The sequence below is a fragment of the Halomonas sp. CH40 genome, from assembly GCA_041875495.1.
In the GTDB taxonomy this organism is placed as follows: domain Bacteria; phylum Pseudomonadota; class Gammaproteobacteria; order Pseudomonadales; family Halomonadaceae; genus Vreelandella.
The window spans coordinates 3,451,740-3,474,855 of record CP112982.1; the positions used below are offsets into that span (position 1 = coordinate 3,451,740).

20 protein-coding genes and 1 pseudogene are annotated in these 23,116 nt (G+C 57.9%); 11 read left to right on the forward strand and 10 right to left on the reverse strand.

Annotation, left to right across the window (positions count from 1 at the left end):
- Positions 1–5: 5 nt before the first annotated feature.
- Positions 6–1,231: pseudogene (locus OR573_15690) on the forward strand (TRAP transporter large permease).
- 10 nt (positions 1,232–1,241) lie between these two features.
- Here OR573_15690 and OR573_15695 read toward each other — a convergent pair.
- Positions 1,242–2,204 carry a ribonuclease Z gene (locus OR573_15695; protein ID XGA79898.1) on the reverse strand — a complete coding sequence of 321 codons (963 nt, stop codon included), beginning with the start codon at positions 2,202–2,204 and terminating at the stop codon, positions 1,242–1,244.
- A gap of 247 nt (positions 2,205–2,451) precedes the next feature.
- Between OR573_15695 and OR573_15700 the strand changes: the two genes are divergently transcribed.
- Positions 2,452–4,008 carry a BCCT family transporter gene (locus OR573_15700; protein XGA79899.1) on the forward strand — a complete coding sequence of 519 codons (1,557 nt, stop codon included), beginning with the start codon at positions 2,452–2,454 and terminating at the stop codon, positions 4,006–4,008.
- A gap of 53 nt (positions 4,009–4,061) precedes the next feature.
- Here the strand turns inward: OR573_15700 and folK are convergent, their stop codons facing one another.
- A complete protein-coding gene (folK, locus tag OR573_15705; protein XGA79900.1) occupies positions 4,062–4,493 on the reverse strand; it encodes a 2-amino-4-hydroxy-6-hydroxymethyldihydropteridine diphosphokinase in 432 nt (143 codons plus the stop codon).
- Positions 4,494–4,643: 150 nt separating this feature from the next.
- On the opposite strand from folK, the gene OR573_15710 reads away from it, so the two are divergent.
- Complete coding sequence (locus OR573_15710; protein ID XGA79901.1) at positions 4,644–5,402, forward strand: SDR family oxidoreductase; 759 nt, start codon at positions 4,644–4,646, stop codon at positions 5,400–5,402.
- A gap of 73 nt (positions 5,403–5,475) precedes the next feature.
- Here the strand turns inward: OR573_15710 and ybiO are convergent, their stop codons facing one another.
- The 6 genes from ybiO to serA all read right to left on the reverse strand — a co-directional run bounded on the left by ybiO (position 5,476) and on the right by serA (position 12,719).
- Positions 5,476–7,797, reverse strand: coding sequence for a mechanosensitive channel protein (gene ybiO, locus OR573_15715; protein XGA79902.1), 2,322 nt, complete (start codon positions 7,795–7,797; stop codon positions 5,476–5,478).
- 98 nt (positions 7,798–7,895) lie between these two features.
- Positions 7,896–8,324, reverse strand: coding sequence for a DedA family protein (locus OR573_15720; protein ID XGA79903.1), 429 nt, complete (start codon positions 8,322–8,324; stop codon positions 7,896–7,898).
- A gap of 43 nt (positions 8,325–8,367) precedes the next feature.
- Positions 8,368–9,195, reverse strand: coding sequence for a helix-turn-helix domain-containing protein (locus OR573_15725; protein XGA79904.1), 828 nt, complete (start codon positions 9,193–9,195; stop codon positions 8,368–8,370).
- Positions 9,196–9,352: 157 nt separating this feature from the next.
- On the reverse strand, positions 9,353–10,180 hold the full coding sequence (locus OR573_15730) for an enoyl-CoA hydratase (GenBank protein XGA79905.1): 828 nt from the start codon (positions 10,178–10,180) through the stop codon (positions 9,353–9,355).
- Positions 10,181–10,312: 132 nt separating this feature from the next.
- On the reverse strand, positions 10,313–11,287 hold the full coding sequence (locus OR573_15735) for a rhodanese-related sulfurtransferase (protein XGA79906.1): 975 nt from the start codon (positions 11,285–11,287) through the stop codon (positions 10,313–10,315).
- Between the two features lie 187 nt (positions 11,288–11,474).
- The gene (serA, locus tag OR573_15740) at positions 11,475–12,719 is read right to left on the reverse strand and encodes a phosphoglycerate dehydrogenase (protein XGA79907.1); all 1,245 of its coding nucleotides are present in this window, start codon (positions 12,717–12,719) and stop codon (positions 11,475–11,477) included.
- Positions 12,720–13,016: 297 nt separating this feature from the next.
- Between serA and OR573_15745 the strand changes: the two genes are divergently transcribed.
- The 4 genes from OR573_15745 to djlA all read left to right on the forward strand — a co-directional run bounded on the left by OR573_15745 (position 13,017) and on the right by djlA (position 17,019).
- Positions 13,017–13,334, forward strand: a complete 318-nt coding sequence (locus OR573_15745; protein XGA79908.1) for an exodeoxyribonuclease VII small subunit — start codon at positions 13,017–13,019, stop codon at positions 13,332–13,334.
- The gene (locus OR573_15750) at positions 13,328–14,218 is read left to right on the forward strand and encodes a polyprenyl synthetase family protein (protein XGA79909.1); all 891 of its coding nucleotides are present in this window, start codon (positions 13,328–13,330) and stop codon (positions 14,216–14,218) included. Before OR573_15745 ends, OR573_15750 begins: the two co-directional genes overlap by 7 nt.
- 84 nt (positions 14,219–14,302) lie before the next feature.
- Positions 14,303–16,219, forward strand: coding sequence for a 1-deoxy-D-xylulose-5-phosphate synthase (gene dxs / locus OR573_15755; protein XGA79910.1), 1,917 nt, complete (start codon positions 14,303–14,305; stop codon positions 16,217–16,219).
- A 38-nt stretch (positions 16,220–16,257) separates the two neighbouring features.
- Positions 16,258–17,019 carry a co-chaperone DjlA gene (gene djlA / locus OR573_15760; protein ID XGA79911.1) on the forward strand — a complete coding sequence of 254 codons (762 nt, stop codon included), beginning with the start codon at positions 16,258–16,260 and terminating at the stop codon, positions 17,017–17,019.
- Positions 17,020–17,057: 38 nt separating this feature from the next.
- On the opposite strand, the gene OR573_15765 is transcribed toward djlA, so the two are convergent.
- A complete protein-coding gene (locus OR573_15765) occupies positions 17,058–17,729 on the reverse strand; it encodes a hemolysin III family protein (protein ID XGA79912.1) in 672 nt (223 codons plus the stop codon).
- Between the two features lie 80 nt (positions 17,730–17,809).
- Complete coding sequence (ribA, locus tag OR573_15770) at positions 17,810–18,445, reverse strand: GTP cyclohydrolase II (GenBank protein ID XGA79913.1); 636 nt, start codon at positions 18,443–18,445, stop codon at positions 17,810–17,812.
- Between the two features lie 193 nt (positions 18,446–18,638).
- Here ribA and hemE point away from each other — a divergent pair, with 193 nt between their 5' ends.
- The 4 genes from hemE (at position 18,639) to OR573_15790 (ending at position 23,116) form a co-directional block, all read left to right on the forward strand.
- On the forward strand, positions 18,639–19,721 hold the full coding sequence (hemE, locus tag OR573_15775; GenBank protein ID XGA79914.1) for a uroporphyrinogen decarboxylase: 1,083 nt from the start codon (positions 18,639–18,641) through the stop codon (positions 19,719–19,721).
- Positions 19,718–20,590 carry a polyamine aminopropyltransferase gene (gene speE, locus OR573_15780; GenBank protein ID XGA79915.1) on the forward strand — a complete coding sequence of 291 codons (873 nt, stop codon included), beginning with the start codon at positions 19,718–19,720 and terminating at the stop codon, positions 20,588–20,590. The genes hemE and speE overlap by 4 nt, the downstream gene beginning before the upstream one ends.
- 236 nt (positions 20,591–20,826) lie before the next feature.
- A complete protein-coding gene (locus tag OR573_15785; GenBank protein ID XGA79916.1) occupies positions 20,827–21,852 on the forward strand; it encodes an amino acid ABC transporter substrate-binding protein in 1,026 nt (341 codons plus the stop codon).
- Positions 21,853–21,925: 73 nt separating this feature from the next.
- Positions 21,926–23,116 (forward strand): amino acid ABC transporter permease, encoded by a 1,191-nt coding sequence (locus tag OR573_15790; protein XGA79917.1) that lies wholly within the window; start codon positions 21,926–21,928, stop codon positions 23,114–23,116.

The window sequence follows — 23,116 nt, forward strand, 5'->3', positions numbered from 1 at the left end:
TCTTCATGCTGCTCGGTGTGCCCATTGCCTTTGCGATTGGCGCCAGCACCTTATATGCCCTGCATCAATCCGGCGTACCGCTGATGGTGGTGACCCAGCAGATGTTTCAGGGCATCAACTCCTTTGCGTTGGTGGCCGTGCCGATGTTTATCCTTGCCGGTGACCTGATGGCCCAGGGCAAGGTCAGCGAGAAACTGGTCAACTTTGCCGATGCACTGGTGGGCTTTATGCGCGGCGGGTTGTCGATAGTTTCGGTGATGGCGGGGATGTTCTTCGCCGCTATTTCAGGCTCTGGCGCCGCTACCACAGCAGCGGTAGGTTCAAGCCTGGTACCGGAGCTCAGGCGCAAGGGTTATGACCCAGCCTCAGCGGCCAGCCTGATTGCCGCCAGCGGCACTATTGGTGTCGTCATTCCGCCTTCAGTGCCAATGATCATCTACGCCGTGATTGCCCAGCAGTCAGTATCCAAGCTGTTTCTGAACGGTTTTATTCCCGGTGTGGCCATGGGGTTGGGGCTGATGGCGATTGCCACTGTGCAGGCTTACAAACGCCAGTACCCCATGGCACGGCGCTGTCATTGGCAACGATCTGGTACACCTTCAAGGATGCCAGCTGGGGGCTGATGACGCCGGTGATTATCCTCGGGGGTATCTTCTCGGGGATTTTTACGCCGTCAGAGGCGGCGGTGGTAGCGGTCAACTATGCCCTGCTGGTCTCGCTATTTGTCTACTGCGACCTGACCCCGAAGGCGATCTACCATGTGCTGATCCGCTCGGCGATCACTACGTCGGTCATCATGCTGGTGATTGCCATGTCGGCGGTGCTGAGCTGGACGCTTTCCAGCTGGCAGGTGCCCGGTGCGATTGCTCAGGCGGTGCTGTCACTGTCGGAGAACCCTTACGTCATCATGCTGCTGATTGTTGGTGTGATCCTGCTGACAGGGGTGTTTATCGAGACCGCCAGTGCCCTGATTATTCTCACCCCGGTACTGCTGCCGCTGATCCTGCAACTGGGTATCGACCCGATTCATTTCGGGCTGATTATCGTCATGGGGCTGGCCATCGGCATGATTACCCCGCCGGTAGCAATTAATCTGTATGTAGCCTCATCGGTTACCCGGCTGCCGCTGGAGCAGATCACCCGAGCGATCATTCCGTATCTTCTCGGGCTGATCGGCGTGCTGCTGCTGGTGGTGTACGTGCCCATGCTGGTGGGCTGGTCAGGCAGCTGACGCTAAGCGCCTATTCGACGGTCATTTCGGCTAAATAGCCTGTCTTGTCCAGACGGTATTCCGCCAGATCCCGGGCCAGATGCAGCGCTCCTGAATAGACGCTGGCGGCTTCCTGGCGGATATCCTCGATAGAGGGCGCCCCTTGGCTGCCCAGCTGATAGCGCGGGCTGAAATGGGTCAGCACCAGGTTTGGAAGCCGCGCCGATTCAGCAAAAGCCGCCACGCGTTGGGCATCGCTATGCCCTACGTCACTGGCTTTCTGGGCCAGGGCCTGGCTGTAGGTGGCTTCATGCACCAGCACCTGGGCCCCTTGGCAGGCTTCACGCAGTAATGCCGGCTGATCATTGTCTCCCGCGATCACGATTTTCCTTGGCGGATGACTGAACGTCAGAAACGCATCGCTTTTCAGGCGTTCACCTGCCACCTCGATATCCATCCCCTGCTTTAGCTGGCCCCATAAAGGGCCTCTTGGCACCCCTTTCTGGCGCAGTTTTTCGATATTCAACACCGCATCAGGGTGTTTTTCCGTGAAACTGTAGCCGTAGCAAGGCACCCGGTGTGACAGCCGGGTGGTGGTCACGGCGATGCTTTCGAATTCAACGGCGGGCAACTGATCGGAACAGATGAATTCCAGCGCAAAGGGTAGCCATAGCTGTGTGTGTTCAAAGGTGGCTTCCAGCCACGCCCTGACACCCGCAGGGGCCACAATTGTCAGCGGCGCTTGCCGGCTGTGCATGGCCGCACTGGCCAGCAGGCCGGGCAGCCCATAGCAGTGGTCGCCGTGTATATGGCTGATAAAAATGGCTTTTAATGAGGTAAGCGACAGTCTGGTACGCAGGATCTGATGTTGGGTGCCCTCACCACAGTCCACCAGGTACCACCTCTTCCCCTTGCTTTCCCGCAGGGCGAGACCGGACACGTTTCTTACCTTGGTGGGCACCCCTGCCGATGTGCCGAGAAATACCAGATTCATTGCCTGCTCCCCTGACGTTGCGGCTGTATGGCTCGACTTACGTCTAACAGCTTGTTATCATTATGCACGAAATCCGCGCCATTCAATGAATGGCGCTTTTTTTTACACGTCTTTTCTGACGACGTTTTTTAACGGCTGAACCGCAGAAAGGCCGTTATCCGCTCTTTGGTCTTTTTCAAGACCCGCCTGAAGCCTTATCGCTTACAAATCCCCTGCTTTAAACAAACCAACCTAAAGGGTGGCCTTGATGCCTCACTCCCCGAACGAACCTCCTCAACCTGGTGGCCTACGCGCCTTGGGTGATCCTATTGTTCTGCTACTCAGCGTTGGCTTTATTGTCGCCTTTCTGCTGATGTCGTTGTTTGATATCGACCTGGTGGCCGACAGCATCAGTTCAGGCTTTGCCTGGACAGCGCTGACCCTGGGCACCTATTTCCAGCTGCTGCTGATCGCGACCTTCTTTATCGCCATTGGCCTGGCGCTAACGCCTGCCGCCAAGGCCAAGATCGGTAATCTTGATACGCCAGAAATGAGCACTTTCAAGTGGCTCTCCATCATTCTGTGCACCCTGCTGGCCGGCGGCGGTGTCTTCTTTGCTGCGGGTGAGCCGGTGTATCACTTTGTGGTCACGCCGCCCGCCTTTGATACCGAAGCCGGTACGGCGGAAGCGGTCAGCGATGCTCTGGCCCAGTCGTTCATGCACTGGGGCTTTCTGGCCTGGGCGGTGCTCGGCTCGCTGACAGCCGTGGTTCTGGCCCATGCTCACTATGTAAAGGGCCAGCCGCTGCAGCCGCGCACCCTGCTTTTTCCGGTATTCGGCAAGCGTTTGATGCAAGGCCCGCTGGGCGGTGTTGTTGATGCCTGCTGTGTGATCGCCCTGGTGGCCGGTACCGTCGGGCCGATTGGATTTCTGGCCACCCAGGTCAGCTTCGGCCTGCATGAGCTGTTTGGCCTGCCGGAAGGCTATATCGGCCAGCTGATTATCCTTGCCCTGCTGGCCAGCGTCTATGTGGCGTCGTCATTGAGCGGTGTGCACAGGGGCATTCAGATGCTTAGCCGCTTTAATGTGTTTCTGGCTCTGGCGATTGGCGCGGTGATTTTCATCTTTGGCCCGACGCTGTTTCTGGTGAACACCTATGCCGCCAGCATGGGGGCCTATGTGAGTGAATTCTTCAACATGGCCACCATGACGGCGGATACCGCACCGGCCTGGTGGATGCAGTGGTGGACGGTGTTCTTCTTTGCCTGGTTTATCGGCTATGCGCCACTGATGGCGATTTTTGTGGCACGCATTTCTCGTGGGCGCACCGTGCGCGAGATGATTCTGGCGGTCGCCGTTCTGGCGCCGATTGCCACTACCGTATGGTTCACCCTGCTGGGCGGCTCAGGTATCTATTATCAGCTGACCGGAGTGATTGACCTGACGGAAGCGCTCAACAACTTCCAGTTTGATGTCGCGACCCTGACCGTCGCCCAGGCGCTGCCCGGCGGTACCCTGATGGCACTGGCGATTCTGCTGTTGACCACCATCTTCGTGGCCACCACCGGGGATTCCATGAGCTATGCGATTGCCATGGTCAGCGCTGGCCACGACCAGCCCAACTCAGCACTGCGGGCTTTCTGGGGCATTGCCATGGCGCTGATGGCGGCCATCCTGCTCTACATGGGCGCGGGCCAGATTGGCGTGCTGCAGCAGTTTATCGTGATCACCGCCATTCCGGTGTCGCTGATCATTCTGCCGTCGCTGTGGAAAGGCCCTCAGGCGGCCTACGCCATGGCGCGTGAACAGGGCATTATCGACTGACCAGCGTACTACCCGCCCATCCTGCAGGCGCTGTGGGGTGGGCACCCCTTTCTTCATGAATCAAGCAGTTCACGGCCTGCTTGTGCCAGCAGATCATCCACGGGCTTGCGCACGTAGTCATGCTGGTGGTAGCCGTCATCCACCACCTTGCCGTCCCAGGCCACAATATCCAGATCCATGGTCCGCGGGCCGGATTTGATCGGGCCACGCACTCTCCCCAAACGATCTTCAACCTTTTTCAGATACGCCTTGAAGGCTGGGCGCTCAAGGGAGGTCGCGACAAGCACGGCGCTGTTGAGGAAGTCTGGCTGGGCCTGGAACCCCACCGGTGTGGTGCGAATCGGCTGTGTACGCGCCAGCAGGTCGCATTCCGTCTCCAGAATCTCGATGACCTGTGCAAAATGGTAGTCAGGGTCAATATTCGACCCAATCGAGATGACGCATTCGTGCCGTTCTGGGTGGGCCTGTGCGGGCGCTTGCGACATGATCAACATCCTCGAAGATTGGAAGGAATATTAGCCTAACGATTCCTGCTTTTTGTGCAAGTGCTGTACAACTTATTGACAAACGCTTGCCTCACGCTGAAAGTATGGCTCACTTTTGAATGCATCTTCTTACCCGATGAGGAAACCGTCATGAGCGCTCAGGCAGCACTGATTACCGGCGGCGCCACGCGTCTTGGCCGCCACTTTGCAGAGGCATTGGCATCGGCTGGCTACGATATCGCCCTGCACGTCAACAGCTCTCGCCAGGAGGCAGACGAGGTGGCAGGGGGCATCCGCGCATCCGGCCGCGATTGCGAGGTGTTTAGCTGCAACTTTCTAAGTAACGCCGCTGAAGACGATCTGGGCGGGCTTGTTCAGCGCGTCAAAGCACGTTTCCCGCACTTGAACGTGCTGGTCAACAGCGCTTCCGCCTATGAACCAGCCCCCATCGCCGAGACAGAGCTGGCCATGCTGGAAACCCAGTTTCGCGTCAATATGTTTACTCCGCTGCTATTGACCCGCCACTTTGCTAACGCTGTCGATGAGGGCCGTGTGGTCAACATCATCGATAATAAAGTGGCCTATCACCAGTATCCCTATGCCGCCTATCTGCTGTCAAAGAAGAGCCTGGCCGATATGACCCGCATGGCGGCGCTGGAGTTTTCCCCACGCCTGCGCGTCAATGGCATCGCCCCTGGTGTGGTGTTGCCAGCCTCCCAGCGCACCAGCGATTATATCCAGTGGCGTATCGAGGGAATTCCCGCCGACCGCCAGGGTCATCCGGATCATCTGGTCCAGGCCCTGCACTATCTGCTGGATAACGCCTTTGTAGTCGGCCAGATCCTGTTTGTGGATGGCGGCGAATCCATCAACCTGGAAGGCCGCCACTCGGAAAATTACCCTGGCTGATGAGACTCACCAACCAACAAGGCCGCCCAATCGGGCGGCCTTGTTGGTTCAGTGGCGAGGTAGCAGCAAAACGCTAGATATCATCGCCTGATGGGTTGGCGTTTGATGGATCGGAGTAGCTTTGCAGGCTCTGCTTTGGATCATCATGGCGCACCTCGACCTTCTTGTTGTCAGGCATGGCATCCAGCACGCGGATATTGGCGGCTGGAGACTTGCCGGCTTTGTCTTCACCGAAATACATGGTGGTATGCGGGAAGGGAATCTCGATACCGGCCTGATCAAAGCGCAGCTTGACCAGACGGTTGTAGGCGCGCCCTACCGACCACTGATCGCCAGGGGTGGTCTTGATGACCACCCGGATATTGACCGAGCTGTCGGCCAGAGCCACCACGCCGGGCACATCCAGAGGTGCCAGCAGTTTAAAGCCATGATCCTCGCTGGCTTTAAGATCCTCAAAGGCCAGATGCAGCTGTTCAACCGCTTCATCAATGCTTTCACGGTAGGCAATACCGTACTCGCCAATATGGTTACCGTATTCACGCATATAGTTGGAGACGGTATCCACGCTGGAAAACGGCACAATATGATAGGTGCCGTAAAGATCACGGATACCCACCGAGCGGATGCTGAGCCTTTCCGCCGTACCAGTAACGCCGCCCACGGTGACCACATCGCCAGCATTCATGGCATTTTCCACCTGGATGAAGATACCGGTAATCACATCCTGCACCAGCTTCTGGGCACCAAAACCAATCGCCAAACCCAAGACACCGGCACCGGCGATCAAGGGGCCAATATTAATGCCGATTTCCGACAGCACTATCATGCTGGTCATGGTGACTACGGCAATTGCCAGGGCATTACGGAACAGGCTAAGCAACGTCTTGGCCCGTGCCGATGGCTCACCGCTGCCAGTATCCGGGTTCAACTTATGCTCGATCAGGCTGGCAAGCCCTAACCAGGTACCAATCGACAGGATCAGGATAAAGGCAACATTAATCAGCTTGTTGATCAGTTGGGTACCGCTTTCCGAGGCATACCAGGTGGGCAGATCAAAGGCCCCCCAGGCGTCCAGCACCACCATGATCACCAGAATGGCGATAATGGTGCGCAATACCCGCAGCGCATTGGGCACGTAGCTGTTCAGGCGTTTTTCCAGCAGCGGCAGTTTCTGGCGCAGTTCGCTGGACAGGGTGATACGCCGCCCGATGGTCTGGGTCAGGAAAGACGAGACCAGAATGCCTGCCACTACGGCTGCCAGGGTTTGCAGAGTGGCAAAGAGCACATAGGGCAAGGCATCGACTGGGCGTGTCAGGGTCAATACAAAGACCATCAGGAAGTAGAGCAAGGCAAACAGGTGCCAGGTACGGGCAAACAGTTGCAGCGTGACACGGCTGGCAGTAAAGCTGGCGTTGCGCGCCAAGGCATTGATGTTATCGCGCAGGCGCGCGCGGTTTTTGAGTATCACCGCCACCGCATAAATAAAGGCAAACACCATGATAAGCGTGCCCAACGCCTGCCCCAAGGTAGGTGCCAGGTAGTAATTGACCAGCGGCACCGCCACCATCAACCCGTAGCCGACCATACCGACTAACCGCGCCAGCCAGCGGTTCCAGTAGGAGGCTTCATTGGCGGAAATCGGCAACAAGCGCAGCCCTTCATAGCGGGAGGAGAACAGCATTCGCACGGCAGCCTTGATAAGCTCAATCACCAGAAAGGCATTCAGAAAGAGGGATGCTCGGGTGGAAAGACCACCCGTTTCGCCAATGGCAAAGGTGGCAATCAAATTACCGCCCACATAGGCAAAGGCCACGATCAACACATCAATCAAGGCGGCCACAGCCACGCAGAGAATCAGGCGCAGCACGGGTGTCAGCCCATAGCCATCCCGTGACCACAGGCTAAGCTTGGTGAACAGTGGACGACTCACCTGACGAAAAACAACAAACAGAATAAAGGTCGCCAGCACCACCAGCCCCAGATTGATACTGGCGCTAATAAAAGCAGACGAATCAAAGGTCCCAGCATCTTCTCCTGTAAACAGGCCGGTGACGATATAGAGCGTCTGCTCCAGCTGTTCGCCGACATCACCGACAACCCCACTGGTCATTTCAGCAATCTGGCGAGGAATGGAAACATCCTCGGCGTCCATATCACTGCCTTGCGCAGCCGATGCCTGCACATCTTCCGCAACGCCCGATGCCTGGTTACGCAGCAAGTTGATCAGTTCCTGACGGGACTGCTCATTTTCGAGCAGATCCGCCAGCGTGCTGTAAGAAGCTTGATCGCTCTGAGCAGTATTATCTGCAGTTTGCGCCAGTACTGGTGTTGTTATGGTAACGAGCGTCATCAACAGCCAGATGCCTAGCCAGGGCAAAAGTCTTAGTGGCATCACTGAGCTACCTCATGGGTGATTGAAATGGGTGATTGAATTTTACTATTTAGCCTAACATGCTCTTATGTTGGGTTTGCATACCATACGGGCAAAAACACTCAGCAAAGTGGCGCTAACCAGTGGTGGGCCAATAGCAGCACCAGTGCATAGCGGCCCCCTTTGGCAACCAGTATCCATACAACTGCTCGCCACCAGGGCAGGCGGAACACACCGGCCAGCACCGTCAAGGGGTCACCGACGACTGGCAGCCAGGAAAGCAGCAGGCTGGCTTCACCTAGCCGATGATACCAGCTCTCGGCCCTGGCCAGGCCCTCAGGAGTAGCAGGGAACCAGCGCCGATGCTGAAAGCGCCGGGCATAGCGGCCCATCCAGACGTTAACCAGGCTGCCCAGGGTATTGCCCAAGGTCGCCACCACCCACAGCCAGACAACCGGTTCCCCCAGACACCACAGCCGCGCCAGCCAGATTTCCGACCCACCCGGCAGCAAGGTGGCACTTGCCAGGGCCACCAGAAACAGGCTCAGCACGCCGATATGCTCAGTTTGGCAGCAGCATCATGCATATTATTTTTTACCAGGACGCAGGAAGATGGCCACCCAGCTGAGCGGTCACTTCTGCAGCCGTTGAGCGTACCAGTTGGCCAAGCTCAGCCAGGCGGGTATCCGGAATCCGCGCCACCGGCCCGGACACCGAAATGGCCGCCAGCGGGTGGCCGTGCTCGTCGTGGATACATGCCGCGACACAGTGCAGGCCAATGGCATGCTCTTCACGGTCACAGGCAAACCCCGCGCGCCGGATGCTGGCCATTTCCTGCTCCAGGGCACTGGGCGTTGCCAGTGTATTGGCAGTGACCGGCGTCAGCTTATGATTCGCCAGCAGCTGATTGCGCTCATCATCGGCCATCCAGGCCAGCAGTGCCTTGCCCACCCCGGAGGCATGTAAAGGTGCCCGCGAGCCGAGGCGGGTAATCATACGCATCATTTGCGGGGATTCATGCTGGGCGAGAAACACTGCCGCAGTACCATCACGAATGCCGAGGTTGGCGGTTTCCCCGCTGTCGCGGGTCAGTCGGCGCAGATAGGGGCGGCTGGTGGCAACAAAATCCCGTGCTTCCAGAAAACTGTTGCCGATACGGAATGTCTTGACGTCGATCCGCCATAGGCCCTGTTCGTTTTCCTGGCTGACAAACCCCTGACTTTGCAACGCCTGCAGCAGCCGGTGGGTGGTGGAAGGCGCTAGCTCGGCCATTTCCGCCAGCTCAGAAAGTGCCAGCCCACGCGGGCTTAACGCCAGGTATTCAAGCAGTGTCAGGCCACGCACCAATGATTGACTATGGCCACCGCTGACCTTGTTGCTGCCAGCAGGTCGCCCGGCGGTTCTGCGCTTTACCTCATTCACTCCGCTGTCTCCTTTAAAATGTTCCCTTGGCGCTGCTGTCTAAAGAGGTATCAGCCCCTTTGCAGGCGACGAAATAGGGACAGGATAACGCGACAGCTCTCGAGCTGTCGCGTTTGCGGAAATGTTTTCCATTCGAGGCAGCTGAGCGGCCGAATGCCTAGCGGTGCTTCCACTCGGGGTGACGCTTGGCAATAAAGGCATCAATGCCTTCTGCTACGTCTTCTGCCAGCATGTTGCAGGCCATGGTCTCACCTGCAAAAGCGTAGGCTTCTTCCAACGGCATGGCCAGCTGGCGGCCAAACATGGCCTTGCCGGTACGTACCGCCACCGCACTCTTGGCGCAGATTTTGTCGGTCAGTTCCGCCACGGCCGCATCCAGCTCGGCATCCTCGGCCACCCGGTTGATCAGCCCCCAGTCAAGCGCGGTGTCGGCAGTGATAAAATCGCCGGTCAGCAGCATTTCCATGGCGCGTTTGCGTGCCACATTGCGTGATAGCGCCACCGCTGGGGTGGAACAGAACAGGCCAACGTTAATCCCTGAGACGGCAAAGCGGGTGCTTTGTGCCGCCACCGCCAGATCACAGCTGGCCACCAGCTGACAGCCTGCCGCCGTGGCAATACCCTGCACACGGGCAATCACTGGCACCGGCAGGTTAACAATTGCCTGCATCACCTCGCTGCAACGCGCAAACAGCGTCTGGTAATAGGCTTTTTCCGGGTTAGCACGCATCTGCTTAAGGTCGTGGCCAGCGCAGAAGGCCTTGCCTTCGGCGGTCAGCACCACGCAGCGCACGCTATCATCTTGTGCAATATCACTCAGCGCCGTGTGCAGGGCTGCCAACATATCTTCAGACAGCGCATTGAAGCTTTTCGGCGCATTCATGGTCAGCGTGGTCACGCCGTTGCTGTCTTCACGCAGCAGCAATGCAGCCGGAGCCTCATCGCTGGTCGCAGTAGTCGAGGGTGTCATTGTCGTTGTTGTCATCAGGCGTTACTCCATCAACGGATAGCGGATTGAGCTGCTAGTCTAGCCCGTTGAGCCAGTCCTGCGGGCAACCTACGACGAAAGGCGAATAGGCGCCTTAAAACGTTAAGTGGATGCCTTTGGCAGCGGCTTTCAAGACGTGCGGCGGACGCTCTTGCTCAGGTCACGCCCAATGGGATGCGGCTCGCCCCGCGCCTTGGCCAGATCAATCTGGCGCTGGCGGGCACGCGCCGCTGCGCGGGTCTTTTCAGGCAGCGTATCAATGCAGTGGGGGCAGCTGATGCCCAGCTCAAACGCCGCGCTGGTACGGTCATCCGCCGACAGCGGCTGGCGGCAGGCATGACACAGGGTGTGATCCCCTTCACTGAGGTCATGGCGCACGCTGACCCGGTTATCAAACACAAAGCAGTCGCCGCGCCACAGCGACTGTTCTTCAGGCACTTTTTCCAGATAGCTGAGTACGCCCCCCTTGAGATGGTAGACGTTTTCAAAGCCTTCTTTGAGCATGAAGCTCGACGCTTTTTCACAGCGGATGCCACCGGTGCAGAACATGGCGACTTTCTTGTGCTTCTCGGGATCATAGTGCTCCCGCACATAGTCGGGAAACTCCCGGAAAGACGCCGTTTGTGGGTCAATGGCCCCTTCAAAGCTGCCGATGCCGACTTCGTAATCGTTGCGGGTGTCAATCACCAGCACTTCGGGGTCGCTGATTACCGCATTCCAGTCTTCCGGCTCAACGTAAGTCCCCACGGTGTCGTTGGGGTCGATGCCCGGCACACCCAGCGTGACGATCTCTTTTTTCAGCTTGACCTTGGTGCGATAGAAAGGCGGCTCATCGCAGAAGGACTCTTTGTAGAAGGCCGGATTGTGGGCTATATCCGCCAGGCGTGGGTCCCGGCTCAGCCAGTCTATCAGAGCGTCGATATTCTCACGGCGGCCCGCTACCGTGCCGTTGATACCTTCCTTGGCCAGTAGCAAGGTGCCTTTTATGTGATTATCCAACATCACCTGATAGAGCGGCTCGCGCAGCTCGGCGGTGTTGTCCAGGGTGACGAATTTATACAGGGCTGCCACCACAATCGGCGGCGTTGACGTCTTAGGGTTCATCAAGGGCTCCAGGTGGTCGCCCGCGTAAAGGGCGGACCGGATCAAAAAACGCGCATTTTACGCGGAACAGACCGCTCTCGCACCCCCCAAAAAACAGCAAGGCCCCAACTGCCAGATAACAGCAGCGGGGGCCTTGTGAACGGACGACTATCCGCCGTTTTATACCTTGGATATCCCGCCTTGGGTATCAGGTATTCTGCGAAGAATACAGCGCACGCAGTTTCAGGGTGTGATCAACCTGCTTGAGGGCTTCCAGCGCTGGCGGGCCATAGGCCTTGTCAACGTCAATCACCACATAGCCGACCTTGTCGTTGGTCTGCAGGTACTGACCGGAGATATTGATGTCATTTTCTGACAGCACGCGGTTGATCTGCGACAGCACGCCCGGCACGTTGTCGTGAATATGCAGCAGGCGGTGCTTGTCGGGGTGGGCTGGCAAGGCGACTTCCGGGAAGTTGACCGACGTCACGGTGGTGCCGTTATCCGAGTAGGTAATCAGCTTCTCGGAGACTTCGATACCGATGTTTTCCTGGGCTTCCAGGGTGGAGCCACCGATATGCGGCGTCAGGATGACATTTTCCAGGCCACGCAGCGGGCTTTCGAACTCTTCGTCGTTACCTTTGGGTTCCACCGGGAACACATCGATAGCCGCACCGTTAAGCTTGCCCGCCTTGATGGCTTCCGCCAGGGCGTCAATCACTACCACGCTGCCGCGCGAGGCGTTGATAAAGACAGCGCCAGGTTTCATGGCGGCGATCTCTTTCTCGCCAATCAGCCAGCGGGTGGACGACAGATCCGGCACGTGCAGGCTAATCACATCGGAGCGCCCGAGCAGTTCTTCCAGCGAACCGACCTGATTGGCGTTACCCATTCCCAGCTTGGTCACCACATCATAGTAGATGACGTTGAAGCCCAGGGATTCTGCCAGCACCGAAAGCTGGGCACCGATGTTGCCATAACCAACAATACCCAGAGTCTTGCCGCGGGCCTCATGGGAGTTCTTGGCCGATTTCAGCCAGCCGCCCTGGTGGGCGCGGGCGCTTTTCTCGGGAATACCACGCAGCAGCATGATGGCCTCAGCCAGTACCAGTTCAGCCACCGAGCGGGTATTCGAGTACGGGGCATTAAATACCGCTATACCGCGCTTGAGCGCTGCCTGAAGGTCAACCTGGTTCGTGCCGATACAAAAGCAACCCACCCCGACCAGCTTTTCCGCTGCCGCAAACACCCGCTCGTTGAGCTGGGTGCGGGAACGGATACCGATAAAGTGCACATCACGGATTTTCTCGATCAACGCCTCTTCATCCAGCGATGTCGGCAGATGTTCGATGTTGTGATAACCCGCGTTATGAAAATTGTCCACCGCAGTCTGGTGGACGCCCTCAAGCAGCAGGATCTTGATCTTGCCTTTTTCCAGGGACGTTTTGGCCATGGCTGAATCAACCTCTTGGTCAGCGGCTCGCGCCGTGGTTAGGTTCACGAAGGGCCAATATATTAGCACACCCACAGCGGGCAAATAGCCGCCAAGGAATGAAAAGTCTGCGCTGCAGGCATGAAAACCGCACATATTGATGCCAAGGTGGGCAGACGCGGCATGGGGTCCTCGGTGTATACTGTGGCCAACGTAAGTTGGCACTTTCTCAGGTACTAACTCAAGTACTAACTCAAGTACTAACTCAAGTACCCACTCAGGTGCTAACAGGATTCAGGCAGACACGGTAGGCTGGCCATGAATGACCACAACACTTCTTCCCCACAAGATTTTGCCGCCACGGTCGAGCAGCTGGAAAGCCTCGTTGAGCGGCTGGAGTCCGGCGCCCTGTCGCTGGAGGATTCCCTGACCGCCTTTGAGCAAGGCATTCGCCTGACCCGCGAAGCCCAGCAGCGCCTGGATGAAGCTGAACTCAAGGTGCGCGCACTCAGCGAGGACAGCCAGGGCCGCCCGGCAATGGAACCCTTTGACCCTCTCGAACGCTCTGATCAGGCCAGCGACAGCGCATCTTCGCCTGACAACGACACCGGCCACAAGGATCACCCCCCATGGTAGCCGCTACCTCCCCCCTTGCTGCTCTGCGCCTGAATGCCCAGACGCGCGTTGACGCCACCCTGAACGGGCTGTTTGAGGCGCGTAACCCTGCCGCGCCGCGCCTGGATGCGGCCATGCGTCACGGCCTGCTGGTGGGCGGCAAACGCCTGCGCCCGCTGCTCGTCTACCTTTCGGGCCGGGCGCTGGGCGCTGATGACTCAGCACTGGATGCCCCAGCGGCCGCCATCGAGTTGATTCATGCCTACTCGCTGATTCATGATGACCTGCCGGACATGGATGACGACGATTTACGCCGTGGCCAACCCACGGTACACAAAGCCTATGACAACGCGACGGCCATTCTGGCCGGTGACGCCTTACAGGCCCTGGCGTTTGAAGTGCTCGCCCGCCAGCCGCATCCTCGGCTGGGCCCTATGGTTTACACCCTGGCCCAGGCATCCGGGCGGGATGGCATGGTGGCTGGCCAGGCGCTGGATCTTGAAGCCGTAGGTGGCCACCCGGATGTGGAGGCGCTTGCCTATATGCATGCCCACAAGACCGGCGCGCTGATTGAAGCGGCGGTGCGCCTGGGTGGGCTGGTGGCCGTTGAGGCAGACGACCCGCGCCTTAACGCCCTGAACCTTTACGCCCAGCGTATTGGTCTTGCGTTCCAGATCCACGATGACATTCTGGACGTCACCGGTGACACAGCGACTCTCGGAAAGGTATCCGGCGCTGATGCCGCCCGTGCCAAGCCCACTTATCCGGGGCTACTCGGGCTTGACGGCGCGCAGCAAAAGGCCCGCCTGCTGACTGAAGAAGCGCTGGCTGCACTGGCACCCCTCGGCGAGACCGCCGCTCCGCTGGCCGAACTGGCCCATTACATGATCGAGCGCGACCATTGAAAATGACCACCGTTAGCAACACGACATCGTTACCAAAGGTCTTTGAAAGCGGTTCCTAAAAACGGTCCTTACAAAAGAGTGCCCATGAAGCTGTTCGATGAGATTCCCCGCGAGCGCCCGGCCACGCCGCTGCTCGACTCCTTTGACCATCCCGCTGCCTTGCGGGCCATGAACCTTCACCAGCTGGACCAGCTGGCCGATGAGCTACGCGCCTATCTGCTTTATAGCGTAGGTGTTTCCGGCGGCCATTTTGGTGCTGGCCTGGGCGTGGTAGAACTGAGTGTTGCCCTGCACCACGCCTACCATACCCCTGAAGACCGTCTGGTGTGGGACGTCGGCCATCAAGCCTATCCCCACAAGATCCTGACCGGACGCCGCGAGGCTATGACCAGCATCCGCCAGCACGGCGGGCTGGCAGCTTTCCCACGCCGCGCCGAATCCGAATACGATACCTTTGGCGTCGGGCATTCCAGCACCTCAATTTCCGCTGCTTTGGGTATGGCTCTGGCTGCCAAGGCCCAGCAACAGCCCCGGCGGGTGTGTGCGATTATCGGTGATGGCGCCCTGACCGCTGGTATGGCCTTTGAAGCCCTGGCCCACGCTGGCCATGTGGACGCCAACCTGCTGGTGATTCTCAACGATAACGAGATGTCGATCTCCGAGAATGTCGGCGGTATCGCTACCTATCTCGCCCGGATGCTGGCGAGCAAGCCTTACCTGAAGATGCGCGAAGAAAGCAAGAAGGTACTCTCGCATCTACCCGGCGCGCTGGAGCTGGCAAAGCGCACCGAAGAACACATGAAAGGCATGGTCAGTCCCGCGACCCTGTTTGAAGAAATGGGCTTTAACTATGTTGGCCCGATTGACGGCCACGACCTCGATACCCTGACCCAGGTGATTGAGAACCTGCGTGATCTGGACGGCCCCCAGTTCCTGCATATCAAGACCTGCAAGGGCAAAGGGTTTCTACCGGCCGAGGCCGACCCCATTGGCTATCACGCCATTACCAAGCTTGAGCGCCCGGATGCCAGCAAAGCCAAGCGCCAGGCCTCCAAGTCCTCGCCAGCCCAGCCAGTGCCACGCAAATACTGCAACGTTTTTGGTGACTGGCTGTGCGATATGGCGGCAAAAGACAGCCGCCTGATGGGCATTACCCCAGCCATGCGCGAAGGCTCCGACCTGATACGCTTTTCCCAGGAATACCCGCAGCGCTATTTTGATGTAGCAATTGCTGAACAGCATGCGGTCACCCTGGCAGCAGGGATGGCCTGCGAAGACATGAAACCGGTGGTAGCCATCTACTCCACCTTTCTGCAGCGCGGCTATGATCAGCTGATTCATGACGTCGCCGTACAGAATCTGGATGTTACCTTTGCCATCGACCGTGCTGGCCTGGTCGGCGAGGATGGCCCCACCCACCACGGCAGCCTGGACATTTCCTACCTGCGCTGCATTCCCGGCATGGTGGTGCTGACCCCGGCGGATGAAGCCGAATGCCGCGCCATGCTCAGCGCCGCCTACTACCACCCTGGGCCTGCCGCCGTGCGTTACCCACGGGGAACAGGGCCTGGCAGTGAGATCCCGGCGCACCTCGACCCCATCCCTCTGGGGGAAGCCCAGCTGCGGCGTACCAGCCAGGCAGACGGCATGCGTATTGCCTTACTGGCATTCGGCAGCCTCAACACCGCCGCCGCCGAAGTCGCTGAGCGTATGGATGCCACCCATCTGAATATGCGCTCGGTCAAGCCGCTGGACCGCAAGGCTGTGCTGCACGCCGCGGATGAACACGAGCTCCTGGTGACTCTGGAAGAAAACGTGGTCGCCGGAGGGGCTGGCAGCGCCGTCAATGAACTGCTTGCCGCTGAAGGTGTCCAGGTGGAAGTTCTCAATCTGGGCCTGCCGGATGCCTTTGTGGAACACGGCACACCTGCTGAACTGCTCCGCGATTGCGGCCTGGATGCTGACGGCATTGAACGCGCCATTCGCGCGCGACTGGCCTAAGCGTTCAACTTTTAACTTTTTAGATAGCTGAGAATGTCATGATATTTCTGATCATTGTGTTTGGCCTGATCGGCCTGGCCTTTGGGGGTTTTATTGGCCTGCTGATCGGCGCGGGGCTTGGCTGGGGCCTGGGCCGATATATTGGCCGCCGTCTGAACGCCGCTCGCCGCCAGATCCAGGAGGGCTTTCTGGAATCGATCTTCTCGGTGATGGGCTGTCTATGCCAGGCCGATGGCAAGGTCACCGACGATGAGCTGAGCGTTGCGGAAAAGCTGTTCGACCAGATGCACCTGCAGGGAGAAGCCCGAGCTAAAGCCAAGGCGGCGTTTGAACGCGGCCGCGCTGACAGCTTCAACCTGGAGGCGGAGTTAGCCAAGGTTAACCGCCTGACCCAACGCCAGCCGACTTTACGTCAGGTCTTCCTGCAGGTGCAGCTCACCGCCATTGCGGCGGATGGCGAACTTCACCCCGCCGAGCATGAGATGATTTTGCGGGTCGCGCGAGGAATTGGCTGCAGCGAAGCCGAAGTGCAGCAGATTGAAGCCATGCTCCACGGTGCAGCCGCCAATTCAAAGGGTACCAGTAAGGAAGCGCTTGAGGATGCCTACCGGGTACTGGGCGTTTCTGAACAGGCCAGCGACGCGGAAATCAAAAAAGCCTATCGCCGCCTGATGAGCCAGAACCACCCGGACAAACTGGCCGGCAAAGGCCTACCCGAAAGCATGCGCGAAGTAGCCCAGGCCCGCACCAGCGAAATCGGCAACGCCTATGAGCGGATTCGCGAGGCGCGCGGCACCTGAACTGTGTTGCTTCACCTGCGCTCAAGTCGACAGGCTTTTCAGGGAGCAGTGTAAGGTAACACGGCGCTGTAAACAGCAAAGTAGTGGCACACGCTTCCGCCCATGACAAACAGATGCCATATCGCGTGGTTATAGGGAATCGCGCGGACAGCGTAAAAGATGACGCCCAGGGTATAGACAATGCCACCCGCCGCCAGCAGCACAATGCCTGTCGACGATAAGCTGGCGGCCATTTCGTCCCAGACCAGCACAATCATCCAGCCCATGGCCAGATAGACCGTCACGCGCAGCAGCGCCAGACGTTTTGGCCAACGCAGTACGCAAAAAATACCGGTAAATGCCAGCGACCATACCAGGGCAAACAGCACCCAGCCCGTGGGGCCACGCATATTGACCAGCAGGAAAGGCGTGTAGGTGCCAGCAATGAGCAAGTAGATCGCACAGTGATCAAGCAGTTGAAAGCGCTGCTTCCAAAGTCGTTGAGGCAAACCGTGATAAAGACTTGAGGTGATATAAAGCACTACCAGTGTGGTGCCGTATAAGCTCAGGCTGACTATCTTCCACGGGTTGATGTGCGTTGCCAGGCTCGCGGTTATCACAAGGGTAAGCAGGCCCACCAGGCTGAGGACAGCACCAATGGCGTGGGAAATGCTGTTCAGGCGCTCTTCAATAACGCTGAACTCACCCTGTGTTTCTGGCGCGTTGCGCATTGATCACTCCTGGTGGCCAATTCTCCGCGACCCTAATTCTTCACGACCCTAATTCCCCACGACTCCAATTCTCCACGACCCTAGCCCTTGCGTTCGATATCCAAATCGCTGGCGTGTTTGAAATCTTCCAGCGCCATCATGTGGCCAAGCTTGCCCGCCTTGGTGGTCAGGTAGTGCTCGTTGTGGGGGTTCAGGCCGGTGGTGATCGGCAACCGCTCAACTACGTTCACCCCGTCACGGGTCAGCGCATCCACCTTGCGGGGGTTATTGGTCATCAGCTTGAGGGCCGTGATGCCCAGATGATCGAGCATCGGCACGCATAAGTCATAGCGGCGCATATCGGCACCAAAGCCCAGCCGCTCGTTGGCTTCGACCGTATCCGCCCCTTCATCCTGCAGATGATAGGCGCGGATCTTGTTGAGCAAGCCAATCCCCCGGCCTTCCTGGCGCAGATAGAACAGCACTCCTCGCCCTTCCTCGGCAATGCGCTTGAGCGCTTCCTGCAACTGATAGCCACAGTCACAGCGCATCGAAAACAGCGCATCGCCGGTCAGGCATTCAGAGTGAACACGCCCCAGTACCGGAGGGTCGCCGGATACATCGCCCAACGTCAGCGCAATGTGATCCTTGCCCGTTGCTTCATCTTCGAAGCCATGCATGGTAAATGTGGCCCAGGGAGTGGGCAGCCGGGAAGCAGCAATAAAACGAATCGTCACAGGTTACCTCGGTGTCAGCACACCCGTTTCAGGTCTGGCGGTGTCTAAAGTTGCCAAGCATGTTATCAGGAAGTTGACGTCTTTGCCGCGCATTCCCCTGCGCCTGGCCATATCATCCGGCGCCCCTGCTGCCCTATAATTGCGCCACTGTTTACTTTCCAAACGCCTTACTACTTTTTCAAGAGCCTTACTTATGACGTCAGTGTTAAAAAATGACCGTTTCCTGCGCGCCCTGGCCCGCCAGCCAGTCGACCGCACCCCCGTCTGGATGATGCGCCAGGCCGGGCGTTACCTGCCGGAATACCGCGCCAGCCGCGCCGATGCCGGAAGCTTCATGGATCTGTGCCGCAATCAGGATCTGGCCTGCGAGGTCACTATGCAGCCGCTGGAGCGTTACCCGTTAGACGCCGCCATCTTGTTTTCCGACATTCTGACCATTCCGGATGCCATGGATCTGGGCCTGTATTTTGTCACTGGCGAAGGCCCTAAATTCAAGAAAACCGTGCGTACTCCTGCCGAGGTAGAGGCACTGAAAGTACCTGACGCCGAGCGCGACCTTGATTACGTTATGAATGCCGTCTCCACCATTCGCCGTGAGCTTAATGGCAGCGTGCCACTGATCGGTTTCTCTGGCAGCCCCTGGACGCTGGCCACTTACATGGTGGAAGGCAGCTCCAGCAAGGATTTCCGCCACGTCAAAACCATGCTGTACGATACGCCGGATGCCATGCATCAGCTGCTCGACAAGCTGGCCCATGCGGTGACGGACTACCTCAACGCCCAGATTCGCGCCGGTGCTCAGGCGGTGCAGATTTTTGATACCTGGGGCGGCACCCTGTCGACCCCGGCTTATCGTGAATTTTCACTACGTTATATGGAACAGATTGTTTCCGGCTTGATTCGCGACCACGACGGTCGTCGTGTGCCGGTGATCCTGTTCACCAAGAATGGCGGTCAGTGGCTGGAGGATATCGCCTGCGCTGGCGCCGATGCCCTGGGGCTGGACTGGTCAACCGAGCTGTCTGATGCCCGCGCCCGGGTCGGGCATAAGGTGGCTTTGCAGGGTAACCTTGACCCCAACGTCCTGTTTGCCCGCCCATCGGCCATCCGTGCTGAAGTCGCGCGGGTGCTGGAAAGTTATGGCCACGGCCCCGGCCATGTGTTCAACCTGGGCCACGGCATCAGCCAGTTCACCAACCCGGACAACGTGACCGCCTTTATGGAAGCGCTGCACGAACTCAGCCCCCAATATCACAGGGAGATCAGCGTTAAATGAGCCCGCTTGCTGACAACCAGTGGTTTACCGAAGTCTTTGATCGCCACGGCAGTGCCTTTTCGCTGAAAGTCAGCGAAAAGCTGCTGGATGTACACAGCCCCTACCAGCACCTGGAAGTCTACGCCACCGAGACGTTTGGCAACCTGATGGTGCTGGATGGCTGCGTGATGCTGACCGATCGCGACAACTTCCTTTATCATGAGATGATTGCCCATCCGGCCCTGTTCACCCATCAGCAACCTGAGCGGGTGGTGATTATTGGCGGCGGCGACTGCGGCACCCTGAAAGAAGTGTTGCGCCATCCGGGCGTTCGGCACGTCACTCAGATCGACATTGATGAAGAAGTCACCAAGGCAGCCGAGCGCTTCTTCCCAGCCTTGGTGGACGCCAATGACGACCCCCGCGCTGAGCTGCTGTTTGCTGACGGCGTCAAGTGGGTCGACGAGGCGGAGGATGAGAGCATTGATGTGCTGATTATTGACTCCACCGACCCGGTTGGCCCCGCTGAAGGGCTGTTCAAGACCGAGTTCCTGACCCGCTGCCACCGCATCCTCAAGCCGGGCGGCGTCATGGTGCAGCAGAGTGAATCACCGCTTTACCACAGTGGTTCCATCATTCGGGAACTGCGCCGAGATATGCGTGAAGCCGGTTTTTCCAGCGTCGCTACCCTGCCGTTCCCCCAGCCGGTTTATCCCTCTGGCTGGTGGAGCGTCACTCTGGCAGGCAAGCAGTGTTCGGTTGAGAGCTTTCGTGAAGAGGCAGTTGCCGAACACACAATGCCGCTTCAGTACTATACGCTGGCGGCCCACCGCGGCGCCCTGACACTCCCGCCCTTCATGCGCCAGGCATTGGATGAAACACCTGCCTGATGAATCTTTTCTGGCTAAGCCTTGCACCTTTTTGGTGAAGACAAACGTCTAAATGGCACACTTGTGAGCAGCAATGTTTCGCAGGTGTGTCTTTTGCAGAGAATAATTTGCGTTGAAAAGCGCTGAATTCAGAACCATACCCTTGATGGCACTTTCCTTGCTAGGTTTTAGTGACATGCCTTGGCATGCGTTTATCAAAAGACGTAACGACACTTAACCACGTAAGGTGAATTCCCATGCTAAACAAGAAGAACCTGGTTCTCGCAGTGTCCACGAGTGCACTGGCCCTGGCCAGTATTTCCAGTGCCCATGCTTCTACTCTGGAAGATACAATGGAGCGTGAGGCTGTGCGCTGTGGCGTCAGCGATGGTCTGCCCGGCTTTTCAGCACCCGACGACGATGGTAACTGGCAAGGCCTGGACGTGGATGTCTGCCGCGCGGTCGCCGCTGCTGTGCTAGGCGATGCGGATGCCGTTGACTATGTATCCCTCAACGCCGTTGAGCGTTTCACTGCACTACAGTCTGGCGAAGTCGATGTGCTGTCGCGTAACACCACCTGGACAACCACCCGCGATACCACCTTGGGAATCAACTTTGCAGGTGTCAGCTTCTACGATGGCCAGGGCTTTATGATCAGCCGTGACCTGGGTATCTCTAGCGCTTCTGAGCTCGGCGGTGCCGCCATCTGTATTCAGGCAGGTACGACTACCGAGCTTAACCTGGCAGACTATTTCCGTGCCAACGACATGGAATTTGACCCCATCGTATTTGATACCTCAGAGCAGACCGTTGGCGGCTATCAGGCCGGCCGCTGTGATGTCCTGACCTCTGATACCTCCCAGCTGGCGGCACTGCGTATCCAGTTGGATGACCCGGATGCTTCCGTGATCCTCAGCGACGTTATCTCCAAGGAGCCGCTCGGCCCTTCCGTGCGCCAGGGCGATGACGAATGGTTCAATATCGTCAAATGGTCGCTGTTTGCCCTGCTGAATGCAGAAGAACTTGGCATCAGCAGTGAAAACGTTGACGAGATGCTTGAATCCGAGAATCCCAATATCGTGCGTCTACTCGGCCAGGACGGCAACTACGGCGAAGGCATGGGGCTGGAAGCCGACTGGGCTTACAACATCATCAGCCAGGTCGGCAACTACTCAGAAATCTATGACCGCAACGTCGGCATGGATTCACCGCTGCAGATTGAGCGCGGTGTCAACGCACTCTGGACCGATGGCGGCCTGCAGTACGCACCGCCCATCCGTTAAGCGTCCCGTGTAATCCAGGCCCGCCGCAAGGCGGGCTTCTTGATCGTGTTTTTGTGCCACGGAGACGCCACCCATGTCTGTAAAACCCACTCCTCGCCCGGCAGGCCAAAAGCCCCCGTTCTGGCGAGACAGGGCCAAACGAGCGCTTATCTTTCAGCTGTTGCTGATTGCCGCCGTTGCTGCCTTTCTGCTTTATATTGTCGGTAATACTCAGGACAACTTATCCGAACGTGGCATCACCACCGGGTTTGGTTTCCTGAGTAATACCGCCGGTTTCGGCATTGTTCAGAGCCTGATCGACTATTCCTCGCAGAGTAGCTATGGGCGCACCTTTGTGGTTGGCCTACTGAATACCCTGCTGGTTGGCGGCCTGGGCGTGTTGGCAGCGACGATTATTGGCTTTACCGTCGGCATCGCTCGGCTGTCACCTAATTGGCTGATTGCGCGTCTTGCCAATGTCTATATCGAAACCTTCCGTAATATCCCTTTGCTGCTACAGATTTTTTTCTGGTACTTCGCCGTCTTGCGCACCTTGCCAAGCGCTCGGGAAAGCATGGCCTTTGGTGAAGCCATTTTTCTGAATGTGCGCGGCCTCTACCTGCCTCAGCCGCTGTTTGAATCCGGCTTTGGCCTGATTCCCGCTACTTTTCTGGTGGCCATTGTCGCCAGTATTGCGCTGATGATCTGGAACAAGCGCCGTCATGAAGCGACCGGTAAACGCCTCCCTGCTGGCTGGTTATCATTGGTGCTGATTTTTGGTCTGCCGCTTGTGGTACTAATCGCCACCGGTGTGCCAGTGACCTGGGAAATGCCTGAACTGCGCGGCTTCAACTTCCGTGGCGGTATTACCATTATTCCCGAATTTCTCGCCCTGTGGTTGGCACTCTCGATCTATACGGCGTCGTTTATCGCCGAAATTGTCCGCTCAGGTATCCAGGCGATTTCCCACGGCCAGACGGAAGCAGCCCAGGCATTGAGCCTGCCGCGCAATCTGATCCTTAAGTTGGTCATCATTCCTCAAGCCATGCGGGTGATTATTCCGCCGCTGACCAGTCAGTATCTCAATCTGATCAAGAACTCATCGCTGGCCACGGCGATTGGCTACCCCGATCTGGTCTCGGTATTTGCCGGCACGACGCTCAACCAGACGGGGCAAGCGATTGAGGTAATTGCCATGACCATGGCGGTGTATCTCACCATCAGCCTTTTGGTATCGATGTTCATGAACTGGTTCAACGCCCGCGTGGCGCTGGTCGAACGCTAG

Bases quoted from the DNA above. Each gene is read 5' to 3' on its own strand.
- OR573_15695 (XGA79898.1), bottom strand. From the start codon at position 2,204: ATGAATCTGGTATTTCTCGGCACATCGGCAGGGGTGCCCACCAAGGTA.
- OR573_15700 (XGA79899.1), top strand. From the start codon at position 2,452: ATGCCTCACTCCCCGAACGAACCTCCTCAACCTGGTGGCCTACGCGCC.
- folK (XGA79900.1), bottom strand. From the start codon at position 4,493: ATGTCGCAAGCGCCCGCACAGGCCCACCCAGAACGGCACGAATGCGTC.
- OR573_15710 (XGA79901.1), top strand. From the start codon at position 4,644: ATGAGCGCTCAGGCAGCACTGATTACCGGCGGCGCCACGCGTCTTGGC.
- OR573_15730 (XGA79905.1), bottom strand. From the start codon at position 10,180: ATGACAACAACGACAATGACACCCTCGACTACTGCGACCAGCGATGAG.
- OR573_15735 (XGA79906.1), bottom strand. From the start codon at position 11,287: ATGAACCCTAAGACGTCAACGCCGCCGATTGTGGTGGCAGCCCTGTAT.
- serA (XGA79907.1), bottom strand. From the start codon at position 12,719: ATGGCCAAAACGTCCCTGGAAAAAGGCAAGATCAAGATCCTGCTGCTT.
- OR573_15745 (XGA79908.1), top strand. From the start codon at position 13,017: ATGAATGACCACAACACTTCTTCCCCACAAGATTTTGCCGCCACGGTC.
- OR573_15750 (XGA79909.1), top strand. From the start codon at position 13,328: ATGGTAGCCGCTACCTCCCCCCTTGCTGCTCTGCGCCTGAATGCCCAG.
- dxs (XGA79910.1), top strand. From the start codon at position 14,303: ATGAAGCTGTTCGATGAGATTCCCCGCGAGCGCCCGGCCACGCCGCTG.
- djlA (XGA79911.1), top strand. From the start codon at position 16,258: ATGATATTTCTGATCATTGTGTTTGGCCTGATCGGCCTGGCCTTTGGG.
- OR573_15765 (XGA79912.1), bottom strand. From the start codon at position 17,729: ATGCGCAACGCGCCAGAAACACAGGGTGAGTTCAGCGTTATTGAAGAG.
- hemE (XGA79914.1), top strand. From the start codon at position 18,639: ATGACGTCAGTGTTAAAAAATGACCGTTTCCTGCGCGCCCTGGCCCGC.
- speE (XGA79915.1), top strand. From the start codon at position 19,718: ATGAGCCCGCTTGCTGACAACCAGTGGTTTACCGAAGTCTTTGATCGC.
- OR573_15785 (XGA79916.1), top strand. From the start codon at position 20,827: ATGCTAAACAAGAAGAACCTGGTTCTCGCAGTGTCCACGAGTGCACTG.
- OR573_15790 (XGA79917.1), top strand. From the start codon at position 21,926: ATGTCTGTAAAACCCACTCCTCGCCCGGCAGGCCAAAAGCCCCCGTTC.